Source organism: Oceanicola sp. 22II-s10i (assembly GCF_002210105.1).
In the GTDB taxonomy this organism is placed as follows: Bacteria; Pseudomonadota; Alphaproteobacteria; order Rhodobacterales; family Rhodobacteraceae; genus Pseudooceanicola.
This window is the reverse complement of record NZ_AQQU01000005.1, coordinates 299116-311559: the sequence shown is the minus strand read 5'-3', so window position 1 is coordinate 311559 and position 12444 is coordinate 299116. Positions and strand designations below refer to the sequence as shown.

The window sequence follows — 12444 nt, the reverse complement described above, 5'->3', positions numbered from 1 at the left end:
ACCGCGGCGGCGGGTTGGCAAGTCCTTCATGCATGCACCGGTCCGCGTGCCCCCTGGCGCGGCGATCACGAAACGGGCGGCATGAGCGGCAGAGCGCCCGCTGCCGCAAGGGCAACCGCGCGATGACGGTCTTGTTCGTTGTTCCGTCATCTCGCGGAGCTATAGATCAGAACCATGCTACTCCGCCCCGGAATCAGACCCGCCTACAGCCGCGCCGAACGCTTCAGCGACGGTGTCGTGCATGTCATGGGCGTGGCCCTTGCGCTGATCTCGGTGCCGCTGCTGATCGGCTTCACCGTCGCGGGCGGTGACGCGCGGATGGTCTGGGCCACGGGCATCTACGGCGCGACGCTGGTCGCCATGCTGACCTTCTCGGCGCTCTACAACATGATCGACAGCATCCGGTGGAAGGGTCTGCTGAAACGCTTCGACCACAGCGGGATCTACTTCAAGATCGCGGGCACCTACACGCCCTTCGTGCTGACCACCGGGGCGCAGCCGTCGACCCTGCTGGCCGGCCTCTGGGGCACCGCCGCGTTCGGCGCGTTCATGAAGTTCGTGGCGCCGAACCGCTACCGGCTGCTGGCCGTCGCGCTGTATCTCTGCATGGGCTGGGCGGTCATGGTGGCGGATCGCGGGCTGCTGGCGGAACTGTCCGGGCCGGTCCTGACGCTGATGCTGGCGGGTGGCATCGTCTACACGTTCGGCGTGGTGTTCTACCTCTTCGACCGGCTGCCGTTCCACTACACGATCTGGCACGTCTTCGTGCTGGTCGGCACCGGCTTGTTCTTCGCGGCGGTGTCGGTCCACACGCTCGGCGGCCTGGTCTGAGGCGCGCGCCTCCGGTTTCTCACAAGGATGTGGAGCTTTCGGGCACCGGACCGCTCGCGCCTTGGTCGCGGGCGCGGTCCCGCCTATCAAGGCCGGGATCCGTCCAGACCGCGAAAGAGGCACAGATGAGCAAGCTTTTCACCCCGATCGACCTGCGCGGCGTCCGCCTGCGGAACCGCATCGTGATCCCGCCGATGCACCAGTATGCGGCGGACGACGGCCACGTGTCGGACTGGACGATGATGAACGCGGGCCGGTTCGCGGCGGGCGGGCCGGGCCTGTTCTTTGTCGAAAGCACCAAGGTCGAACGGCGGGGCGCGGGAACCGTGGGCGATCTGGGCCTGTGGGACGACAAGTTCGTGCCCGGCATGACGCGGCTGGCCAGCTTCATCCGCCGGTGCGGCGCGGTGCCCGGCATCCAGCTGGGCCATTCCGGCCGCAAGGCCAAGCGGTTCCGCCCGTGGGAGGGCGGCCATGCCCTGACCGGGCCCGAGGCCGAGGACCCCACCTGGCGCATCGTCGGTCCGAGCGCCATCGCGCAGGGCAACGGCTACGAGACGCCCGAGGCGCCGGACACCGAAGGCGTCCGCCAGATGGTCGCCAACTGGGTCGCCGCTGCGGTGCGGGCGCGGGACGCGGGCTTTGACGTGCTCGAGATCCACGGCGCGCATGGCTACCTCGTGAACCAGTTCCTGTCGGACGTCGCCAACCAGCGGACCGACGAATATGGCGGCAGTTTCGAGAACCGGACCCGCTTTCTCTGCGAGATCGTCGAGGGCGTGCGCGGCATCTGGCCCGACGACAAGCCGCTGTTCGTGCGGCTGTCGGTCGAGGATCACGCCAACTGGACGGTCGAGGACAGCATCGCGCTCAGCAAGCGGCTGAAGGAACTGGGCGTCGACGTGGTCGACTGCTCCTCGGGCGGGATCGGGCGCACGCAGGGCGGGCCGCCGCTGGAGGTGGGCTATCAGGTGCCCTATGCCTCGGCGCTCAAGCGCGAGGCGGGGATCATGACGATGGCGGTCGGGCTGATCTTCGATCCCGAACATGCCGAGGAGATCCTCCAGACCGGCGACGCCGACCTGATCGCGGTCGGGCGCGGGGTGCAGAACGAACCGAACTGGCCGTTCCACGCCGCCGTGGCCCTGGGCGAAGAGGCGCCCTTCGACCTGCTGCCGGACCAGCAGAAATACTGGCTGGCGAACCGGGCCAAGCGCGGCTGGCGCTGAGCCCCGGCCCGGATCGCCCGCGCGGCCCGGTCAGGCGGCTGCGGCCGGACGGGCCGAAATCCCGGCGTGCCACCGCGCGAGGTTCTCGTGCGTCTCGGGGATCCGCTTCTTGACCGCGCGGGCGAAATCCACGGTCACGACGCCGAGGATGTCGGCGATCGAATAGTCCTCGCCCGCAAGGTAGGGGCTCTCCGCCAGCCGCGCCTCCAGCATGTCGTAGAAGCTGTCCAGCCGCCGGTGCCCGCGTTCGGCAAGGGCCGGGATCTGTTCGAAGTTGTGCGGACCGGGAATCGCTCGGTCCTTGAACCGGTCGACGCCGTTGCGCAGCGCCTCGGCCACGGCCATCAGCCCCTCAAGCTCCACCCGGCGGTGCCACATCTCGACCAGCGCGACCCCCATGGGGCCCGTGCCGAACAGCGGCGGTTCGGGGTTCAGCGCGTCGAGGTAACGGCAGATCGCGACGGATTCGCTCAGCCGCGTGCCGTCGTCCAGTTCCAGCAGCGGGATCGTGCGGCGCGCGTTGACCTGCGCGTAGTCCGCGCTGAGCTGTTCGTCGGTCATCATGTCGACCGGCACGTAGTCCAGCGCGACCCCCTTCTCGGCGGCGAAAAAGCGGACGCGTCGACAGTTCGGCGCGAATTTGAAGTCGTAAAGTTTCATGCCTGCTCCTCTCAGGTGACGTCGCGGGCCGTGGCCCTTGCGCCGATAGCGCCTGCTCCGGCCCGGTTTTGCAAGTCGGGAGGGGCCGGTCGGCCCTTGAAAGGGCGTTGAAAAAATATCTTGACTGAAACTATCAACTTAAAGATAACCCCACACGTCGGCGAGATATGGCCGACCCAACCGATGCCAGCCACGACGCAAGCTTCCGGATCTCAACCCGTAGGAGCCTGCCCGTGCACCATCCCCGTCCGACACGCAGCATACGTGCTGCGCTGCTTGCCACCGTGTTCTGCCCCGCCGCCGTTTTCGCGCAGGAGGGACCGGTCACGCTCGATCCGATCGTGGTCAATACCGACCGCGCGGGGGCCGAGGTGCTGGATGTGCCGTCGAACATCACGGTAATCGGCGCGGACGAGATCGAAGACCGGCAGATCTCGGATATCGAGGAACTCGTGCGCAGGCTGCCCGGCGTGACCGTGAACCGGCAGAGCTCGGGCGCCGACCCGTTCAGCACGCTCGGCGGTTTCACCATCCGGGGCGTCGGCGGCAACCGCGTGGCGGTGCAGGTCGACGGATCGCGCATGGCCGAGCGGATCATCGACGGGACGCGGGATTACGTCGACCTGAACTTCACCAAGCAGGCCGAGATCGTGCGCGGCCCGTCCTCGGTCCTGTGGGGGGCGGATGCGCTCGGCGGGCTTGTGGCGTTCGAAACGATCGACCCCGACGACCTGCTGATGGGCGAGGATCAGGCTGTCCGCGCGCGGGCGAAGTATGACAGCTACGACCGCAGCACAGGGGTGACGTTGAGCTTTGGCCAGCGCCTGTCGGACACCGTTTCGGTGCTGGCCGGCATCGCACGGGAAACCGGGCACGAGCCGGAGCTGTCGAACGCGCGGGACGACGGCGGCATCTATGGCTGTCCCCGGAATATCGCCTGGGGCGCGACGCCCTGCGGGTCCTTCGATCCGACCGACAGCACATCCACCCGCGGATTGCTGAAACTGGTCTGGACGCCCGACAGCCGCCACCGGCTGGAATTCAGCGCGGACGTGCTGGACCGGGACACCGATGTCGCCCAGAACGCGACGCTCGGTCCGGTCTATTCGTCCATCACGGGGGCCGCGACGGGCGAAGTGATCAACAAGAAGGACCGGCATCTCGACCTCTACCGCAACCGCTTCGGCGTGGAACACACATGGACCCCGGACGCCGGACCGTTCGACGAGGTCGTCACAACCTTCGCCTATACCCCGCACGGCTACCGCCGGACCGGGACGGAGCTGTCGACCTCGGCGGCGGGCGACAGCATCCGCACGCGGGACGAGCTGAAATTCTCCGAGGACTTCTTTGAACTCGACGTGCAGGCGACCGCCCGCTTTTCGACCGGAGCGGCGGATCACCGGCTGATCATCGGCTTCGACGGGGACATCGCCAGAACGGACTATTCCCGCCGGGACGTCGAAACCAACCTGACCACCGGCACCGTGACCGAGACGCGGGCGGGCGGGTTCAACTTTGCCAATGCCACCACGCGCCGCGCCGATGTCTATATCGAGGACCGGATCACCCTTGGCGGTGGCCGGTTCGAACTGACCCCCGGCCTGCGGTTCGCGACCTATCACATCGACCCCCGGCCCGACGGCGACTACCAGGCGGTGCCGGGGCAGGAGCCGCGGGTGCGCGAGGATCAGGCGCTGTTGAAGAGCCTCGGCGCGCTCTGGCGGCTGGACGACCGCTGGTCGGTCTGGGCGAAATACGGCGAGGGGTTCAAGATGCCGACCTCTCAGCAGTTGTTCACCTCGCTGCCCGGCACGTCCTTCGATCTGGTCCCGGCACCGAACCTGCGACCGGAAGAGGTCAAAAGCTATGAGCTTGGCCTGCGCTACGAGGAACAGCGCGGGTTCGTTGCGGTCAACGCCTTCCGTGCCGATTACACCGACTTCATCCAGAGCTTCTACAACCCGCCGGGCACCACCGACTACACCTATCGCAACATTTCCGAGGTCAGCGTCTGGGGGATCGAGGCCTCGGCCGGATGGGCGCTGAGCCGCGACACCTCGATGAGCCTGAGCGCCGCATGGCAGAAGGGCGAACAGCGCAGCAGCCCCACGGCGGCCAAGACGCCGCACACCCTGCCGCCGCTGACCGCGACCGTCGCGCTGGCCCACGAGATCCCGCAATACGGCCTGACGCTGGAAGGGGTCGGCACCTTTGCGGCGGCGGTCAAGGAAACGGCGAGCCCGACCGACTACAAGCCGGGCAGCTACGCCGTCTTCGATCTGCACGCCAAGTGGGAGGTGATCCCGGACGGCTTCCTCAACCTCGGCGTGAACAACGTCTTCGACACCCGCTATTTCACCGCCAACGCCGCCACCTATGGCGCGACGGCCAGCGCGAGCGTCGCCCGCACCAATCCGATCGAATTGCAGACCGGACCGGGTCGGACCTTCGCCGTCAGCTTCGACATGAGGTTCTAGATGCGTGTCACCCTCGGACGCATCCGGGCCCTGACCCGGCGCGCGGCCTTCGGACCGGGCGCCGGTGTGGGGTTCGCGCTGTTCGCCATCGTTCTGGTGCTGATACTCGTCGATCTCTGGGTCGACGTGCAGATGATCGCATGGACCCGCCGGTTCTATGACGCGCTGGAGCAGCTCGATGCGCATACCGCCATGCGGGAACTGGGCGTCTTCGGCATGCTGGTCACAGGCTCCGCCGCGATCTTTCTGGTCAGCGACTACCTGCGGAAACGGCTGTGGCTGCGCTGGCGGCAGAAGCTGACGGGCGATGCGCTGGATGCATGGACCGGGGGGCGGGCGTACTGGCACCTGCGCCCCGGACTGTCAGCCGAAACGGTGGACAACCCCGACCAGCGGGTGTCCGAGGATTGCGACCGCTACGTCGAACTGCTGCTGGAACTGACACTGGACCTCGTCGGACGGATCGCGGGAGTCGTGACCTATGTCGCCATCCTGTGGACGCTGTCGGATTTCGTGCTGCACTTCACAGCGCTCGGCTTCGACATCGAGATCCCGCGCTACATGGTGTGGCTGGCCTTTCTCTATGTCCTCGTATCCAGCGCGATCACGCACATGGTCGGCTGGCCGCTCAAGTCGCTCTACTTCAGCCACGAACGGCGCGAGGCGGATTTCCGGCACACCCTCGTCCAGCTGCGCGACAACGCGACCGAGATCGCGCAGGCGGGGGGCGAGGCGGCCGAGCGGCGGCGGCTGGACGCGCGGTTTCAGGGCATCCGGCACAACTGGTTGCGGCTGATCCGGCGCGAGCTGATCCTCGGGCTGTTCACGCGGCCCTACTACCAGACCGTCCTGCGCGTCCCGCTGTTCTTCGCGCTGCCCGCTTATTTCGCCGGGTCCGTCACCTTCGGCGGGCTGATGCAGCTGTCGAGCACCTTCAGCCGAGTCACGACGACCCTGTCGTGGTTCATCTTCAAATACCGCGATCTGGCCGAACTGGCCGCCGTCGCGCACCGGCTGGACGACCTGTTCCGCGTGACGGGCGATCCCGAACCCGTGGGCGGCGTCGCGGCGGCTGTCGACCGTGGGACAAGCGCGGACGACGCACTGCATGTCCGTGGTCTGCGGCTGGCCACGCCGCAGGGCCGCTGGCTGGCGCCGGTGCCCGACCGGACCATCCGCCGGGGCGAACGCATCTGGATCTCGGGTGCGTCGGGGCAGGGCAAGACGACGCTGCTGACCGCGCTGTCGGGCCTATGGCGCTACGGCGAGGGCCGGATCGAGACGCCGGAGGCGCCGATCTTTGTCCTGCCGCAGCGTCCTTACCTCTGCCCGGACGGTCTGGCCGCCGCCGCCTGTTATCCCTCCGGTCCCGATGATTTCGACCCCGCCCGCCTGCGTGCAGTGCTGGAACGGGTCGGCCTGTCGCATCGCCTCGGGGCGCTGGAGGCCGACAGCGAGGTCGCCCTCGAAGGGCTGTCGCTGGGCGAACGCCAGCGTCTGGCCCTGGCGCGGGTGCTGCTGCATCGCCCCGGCTGGCTGGTGCTGGACGAGGCGACCTCGGCGCTGGACGCGACGAGCGAGGCGAACCTTCTGGCGATCCTGCGCCGCGACCTGCCGACCGCAGCGATCCTCTGTGTCGCGCACCGAGAGCCTGTCGGGCTCGACCACACCGGAGTCTGGACCATCGGAGAGGTCCCACAAACCGAAAGGAAAACCGCATGACCGAGATCGAGAAAGGCCGCTGGCATCTGGAAGGCGCCGATCCGGCGCAGGTCCTCGGCCGGCTGGCGGGGCAGGAGAAGGTGATGATCGTCCTGCGCCACGCCGGCGCGACGCATGAACGCATCGGCGCCGTCGGCGCGGTGGCGGCGGACGGCGACCGCTTCGCCCTCGGCGGGCCGGTGCACACCGCGCGGGTCGATCCGGCGGCGGTGCGGCGGATCGTGCTGGACACCAGTTCCGAGATGCGGGGCAAGTTCTATCCCGCCATCGAGTTTCAGGAGGACGGCGACGAGGTCCTGTTCAGCGCCATCGCCATGGAAGGGGCCGAGGCCTTCGTGGCCGCCGTCGACACCGGCACGCGCGTCGAGATCGCGCCCAAGGAGCGACGCATGCCGTCGATGTCCGACGATACGGGCGACATGTCGGCGGATCCCGGTTTCGTCCTGCTCGACCGGCTGCGGGCCGGGGCGGCCGAGGTCGAGATCCGCATGACCCTCGACGGGCGCGAACAGTCGTGGCGGGGCCGGATCGAAGAGGTGCGCCCGGCCATGGGCTTTGCCAACGTGATGACCGGCGACTTCCACCTGCATCTCAAGGCCGGGGCCGTCGCGGACTGGCGCGAGACGCCCGAGGGCTGGGTCGCGCTGGATGCCGACGGCGCGCCGACCGGGCTGCAGGTCGCGGTGGTCCCGGCCACCCCGGCATGACCGCGCCGCACTGGTACCGGCCCGGCGGCGATGCCGTGGTCCCCCACGCCGTCGTGCTGGCCGAAATGGCCCGGGCGCCGGTGGTCCTGCTGGGCGAAACGCATGACCGGGCCGACATCCACCGCTGGCAGCTGCACGTCGCGGCGGGCCTGCTGGCGCGGCGCGAGGTGGTGCTGGGGTTCGAGATGTTCCCGGCCCGGCTCGACCCGGTGCTGGCCGACTGGGTCGCCGGGCGGCTGTCCGAAGAGGCGTTTCTGGAGCGTGCGGAATGGGGCGAGGTCTGGGGCTTTCCGGCCGAACTCTACCTGCCGCTGTTCCGGTTCTGCCGGGACACCGGGACCCGCATGATCGGCCTCAACTGCCGTCGGGGCCTCGTCCGCGAGGTCGGTAAGGGCGGTTGGGACAGCGTGCCCGAGGCGGATCGCGAGGGGCTGACACCCGCGCGCCCGTCGTCGGAGCCCTACCGCCGGTTCATCTTCGACCTCGCCCGTGGCGTCCCGCAGGAGCGGCGCGGCGCGGATGCCTTGTCGCCCGAGTTCACCCGCTTCATCCGCGCGCAGGAGGTCTGGGACCGCAGCTTTGCCACCCGCATCGCCGGGGCGGTCGAGGTGGGCGGACCGCTGGTCGTGGGGATCATCGGCAAGGGCCATCTGCAGTTCAGCGGCGGCGTGTCGTGGCAACTGGCCGATCTGGGCGTGACCGGGGCGATGGTCGCGGTTACCGAGCGGGCAGGGGCGGCGCATCTGGAAGAGGGGGCGGCGGACTATGTCGCGGTCCTGCCCGGCGGAGACGCATGAATATGAGGTCCGCGGGCAGGGGAAGCCCCGCCCGCCGACACGGGTTCAGAACGAGACCTTGAGCATACCGGACAGCTTGTGCTCGGCACTGCCCGAGGCGATGGCGCCGGAATACCCGATATTGAAGTCGGTCTTGGCCGACAGCTTGCCCGACACCCCCGCATGGATCACCAAAGCGTCGCGCGCCGCGGGCGCGCCGCGGATCGCGAAGGCCGAACCGCCCGCGAAGCTGTGGCTGGTTTCGGGCGTCACGTCGAGGAAGGCGTGCCGCCAGCCGATCCCGCCGTCGACCGTCACGCGCCCCGTGCCGCTCCCGAAGCTGGTGCCGCCGCGCAGGCCCAGCGTGGAATAGAGCTGGTCGTGACGGCTCCCCGCCACGGTGAGCGCCGCAGCGCCGCCGCTTTCGCCGCTGCCGTCGATGGCGGTGCGGACATAGGCGAGACCTGCGAAGGGCTCGACATAGCCGTCCTTGCCCTCCATCCGCCAGGCCGTTTCGGCGAAGACCTGCGTCGTTCGGCCGTTCATCGAGGAGGTCAGCCGGTCGCTGAAGCCGGTGAAGGCGGCGGTCCGCGTGACGTCAATGCTGTGCCACGACTGGCTGGCCCCGCCCGACAGGCTCAGCGCGCCCCAGCTGTGACGGCCGTAGACGCCCATGTGCCAGCTCTTGGTTGTCGAGGACGATGCGCGGGTGTCGCCGATCGACAGCTCGGACGCGCCGTAGCCGCCGAAGATCCCCATCGTCGTCTGCCCGTCCGCGACCAGCGGCAGGCCGAAGGTCAGGCCTGCCGACCGCGTGTCCGCCCGCGCCGCATTGCCGTCCGATCCGATATGCCCGTCCGAGCCGTAGACCTGCACCCATGCGCGCCGGCCCTCGTCGTTGCGGGCCGCCGACAGGGCGGCCTCGCGCAGGTGGCGGCTGTCCTCGGTCAGCGCGGTCGACAGGGTCGCGTGGATTTCGCCGGACAGCGCGTCGAGCGCGCGCGGCGCTTCGGCGGCGGACAGGCCCTGCACGGCGCTGAACAGCGTGCCGGACCCGAGCGAGCCGACCCCGTTCCCGGTCGAACACTGGTTGAACGTGTAACCCGGCAGGCAGAACCCGCCGCCGGGCGTCGTCAGCGCGACCGAGGTCAGGAAGACGTTATTCGGGTCGTAGCTGAGGGCGAAATCGAGAAAGGCGAAGTTCTCGTCCAGGGTGGTGAAGGTGCCCGTGACGCCCGCCGTTGCGTTGACCAGCGTGTAGCGCGTCCCGGCGGTGTAGGTGCTGCCGTCGTCGGTGCCGTTCGCCGCGCGGACCTGCACGGTGCCGCCGTTGATGATCGCCGCCCGCGTGCGCAGGATGTCGTTGTTGACGCCCGCGGTGGCGCCGCCGTCGTTCAGCTCGACCGCGAGGACGGAGCCCGAGGCAAAGGTTGCGCTGTCGGCGGTCAGCGTCCCGATCCGGTTCCCGGCGACCAGCGGGTCGCCCGCGCCGAGTGTGCCGCCCGCGCGGACATCGACGGCGCCCGCCAGCGTGCCGGTCCCGCCCAGTGTCCCGCCGCCCAGCACCAGCGTGTCGGTGTTGGTCAGCGCGCCGTTGGCGATCACGCGGCCTGCGTTGATCTCGAGCGCGCCGGTGCCCGATCCGGTGCCGTTGAAGACGGCGGTGCCGAGGTCGGTCTTTTCGATGTCGAAGGCCCCGGTGAAGCCGTTTGCGAAGGTGGTGACAATGCCCGCGCCTGCCGCCGTGCCGTCGCCGATCCGCAGGACCATGTCGTCGGTGATCGCAAGGTCCGCCCCCGCCAGGACATAGCCGTCCGCCGCGAACTGCAGTCCCGCGTCCACGGTCAGCGCCCCGGTCCCGAGGTCCAGCGTCACCGCGCCGCCCGGCGCGGCGAAGATCAGCAGCTGCCGGTCGTCATAGGCCCCGTTGGCGGTGCCGTTCAGGATCGTCCAGTTGGTGCCGGTCGCGGTCCAGGTGCCACTGCCGCCGTCGACCACGTTGTTCGCGGTGGTGTTGATGCCGTCCCAGAGGAAGCCCGCGGTGGCGGGCGGGGGCGGCGGGGCGTTGACCAGCAGGTTCACCTGGTTGGCGACGGAGGTTTGCACCGCCATGTCGCTGGCCGAAAACCCCGCCGGAAGCGTGCCGAGGTCGAGGCCGTTGTCGGTCAGCGGCCCGGTGAAGTTCATCAGCCGGTAGAGCCCCGGCCCGAAGCCGCCCGCATCCGCGAGGTTCAGCGTGCCGTCCAGTGTCAGGCTGAAACCGGTGCCGATGTTGATCAGGTCGCTGTCCACGCCGGCGACGCCGCCCGGCGCGCCCAGCTGGTAGTCGAGCTGCGCGCGCGCGGCCAGGAACAGGTCGCCGAACAGCGAAAGCGTGCCGGTCCCGTCGCTGCCGGGCGCGAGGCGGCCGTCGGTGACGACGGTGCGCGCGTTCAGCGATCCGGCCCCGGCCAGCGTGCCCCCGTTGGCGACCGTGGCGGTCGTCAGGGCCGCGGATTCGCCGAAGGTGGAATCGACTGTGAAGGTGCCGCCGGTGATCGCTAGTTCCCCACGGAACACCGGCAGGATCGCGGGATTGAACGGCGCATCGTAGATCGTGTCGCCCGCGATGTGACGGATGACGCCCTGCGACCCGCCGATCGTGGCCGACAGGCGATAGTCGGTCTCGGTGTGGTTCAGGATCATCTCGCCCGGCACGCCGCCGCCCGATGGATTCAGGCGCACTTCGTCCACGGCGAATGTGCCGAGCGCGCCGGCGGGGCCGCCTGCCGTGCCGCCCAGGTTGATGACGTTGGCCGGCCCGGTGCCGCCACCCGTGATGATCCGGGTCGCGGTGAAATCGCTGTCGATCAGCGTCAGGCTGTTGCCGGAAAAGAAGCTGCCCATCGTCAGGGCGCCGTTGATGGTGGCGGTGCCGCCCTCGACCTCGAGGGCGCCGGTGTTCATCACCAGCCCGCCGCCAAGGCTCAGCTCGCCACCGGTGCGCACCAGCACGCGGCGCGCCTCGCCAAAGCCGAGCCCGCTGTCCTGGGCTGAGGAGGAGACGACGCGCCCGCCGTTCTCGATCACCACGTCGGCCACGGGGGCACCGATGTTGCTGGAATTGATCGACAAGGACCCCTGCACGAGCAGTTCGCTGCCCGCGCCTGCGACCCGCAGGCTGACGTCCTGCCCGATCTGCCAGCTCGAAGCCGTGGTGGAGGCCAGGACGCCACCGTTCTCGACGGCGATCGAGGCGCCTGCGTTCGAGATGTTCAGGAACTGGATGTTCGCGCGTGCCCCGTCCGCGACGGTCAGGTCGCCGCCCGTCAGGTTCAGCGCGCTGTTCAGGTCGAACAGGCTGCCCGCGCCGCGCGCCTCGATCCGGCCGTTGTGCCCGAGGGTCGATCCGCTTGCCGCAGCCGCCTGGAATTCGGCGCCGTCGAGGATCCGCAGCGTACCGGTGCCCGAGGTTGTCGTTGCGCCGCTGACCCGCAGGCCGGCGTTGCCGAGCGTGTCCAGCCGCGACCCGGCACCGCTGATCGTGACGGTGCCGGTGCCGGCGAAGGGCCCGTCGCCGCAGGCCACGCACAGCGAACCCGCCGTCATCGCGCCGCCGTTGCGGATGTCGATCTCGGCCTGCGCGCCCGCGAGGTTTCCGACAGTCACGGTGCCGCCCGTTCCGCCCTGCGATATGTCCAGCAGCCCCTCGACGTTGACGCGGGCCGTCTGCCCGGTCCCGAGCGGGCCCGCGTTGTCGCCGACGATCAGTCGGCCCGACGCGCCGGCGAAGCCCAGTTGCAGCGTGCCGCCCGACCGGATGTCGAGCGTGGCGTCCTGCCGGCCACCCATCGAGAGCCCCCGGCTGACGAAGCTCTGCCCCGTCGTGACGACCGGCATGTTCCCGATGGCGTCGGTCGAATTGCCGACGGTGAAGGTCGTGCCGCCGGGCGGCGGCACCGGTGTCGATCCGTCCTGCCAGTTGCCGTCGACCGTCAGGTCGGAGCTGACCGCGCCCGTCCAGATTTCTTGTGCCATGACGCACGACGGCAAGGCGGCC

General features: G+C 69.4%; 8 protein-coding genes. 6 read left to right on the top strand and 2 right to left on the bottom strand.

Going from position 1 to position 12444, the window contains the following annotated elements; all coding sequences use genetic code 11:
• Window positions 1-174: 174 nt before the first annotated feature.
• On the top strand, window positions 175-831 hold the full coding sequence (locus ATO6_RS14945) for a hemolysin III family protein (RefSeq protein WP_088624811.1): 657 nt from the start codon (window positions 175-177) through the stop codon (window positions 829-831).
• A 125-nt stretch (window positions 832-956) separates the two neighbouring features.
• Window positions 957-2060, top strand: coding sequence for an NADH:flavin oxidoreductase/NADH oxidase (locus ATO6_RS14940; protein ID WP_088624810.1), 1104 nt, complete (start codon window positions 957-959; stop codon window positions 2058-2060).
• A 30-nt stretch (window positions 2061-2090) separates the two neighbouring features.
• Here the strand turns inward: ATO6_RS14940 and ATO6_RS14935 are convergent, their stop codons facing one another.
• Window positions 2091-2720: a glutathione S-transferase family protein gene (locus ATO6_RS14935; protein WP_088624809.1), complete on the bottom strand. Its 630-nt coding sequence runs from the start codon at window positions 2718-2720 to the stop codon at window positions 2091-2093.
• 233 nt (window positions 2721-2953) lie between these two features.
• On the opposite strand from ATO6_RS14935, the gene ATO6_RS14930 reads away from it, so the two are divergent.
• Genes ATO6_RS14930 through ATO6_RS14915 form a run of 4 tightly spaced genes read left to right on the top strand, consistent with a single transcriptional unit; the run spans window position 2954 to window position 8426 of the window.
• Window positions 2954-5200 (top strand): TonB-dependent hemoglobin/transferrin/lactoferrin family receptor, encoded by a 2247-nt coding sequence (locus ATO6_RS14930; RefSeq protein ID WP_217899010.1) that lies wholly within the window; start codon window positions 2954-2956, stop codon window positions 5198-5200.
• Entirely contained in the window at window positions 5201-6922 is a 1722-nt protein-coding gene (locus tag ATO6_RS14925; RefSeq protein ID WP_088624807.1) for an ABC transporter ATP-binding protein/permease, read from the top strand.
• The gene (locus tag ATO6_RS14920; RefSeq protein WP_088624806.1) at window positions 6919-7629 is read left to right on the top strand and encodes a hypothetical protein; all 711 of its coding nucleotides are present in this window, start codon (window positions 6919-6921) and stop codon (window positions 7627-7629) included. The genes ATO6_RS14925 and ATO6_RS14920 overlap by 4 nt, the downstream gene beginning before the upstream one ends.
• Complete coding sequence (locus tag ATO6_RS14915; RefSeq protein ID WP_088624805.1) at window positions 7626-8426, top strand: ChaN family lipoprotein; 801 nt, start codon at window positions 7626-7628, stop codon at window positions 8424-8426. Before ATO6_RS14920 ends, ATO6_RS14915 begins: the two co-directional genes overlap by 4 nt.
• Before the next feature lie 45 nt (window positions 8427-8471).
• Here the strand turns inward: ATO6_RS14915 and ATO6_RS14910 are convergent, their stop codons facing one another.
• Entirely contained in the window at window positions 8472-12422 is a 3951-nt protein-coding gene (locus tag ATO6_RS14910; RefSeq protein ID WP_141102011.1) for an autotransporter domain-containing protein, read from the bottom strand.
• Window positions 12423-12444 lie beyond the last annotated feature (22 nt).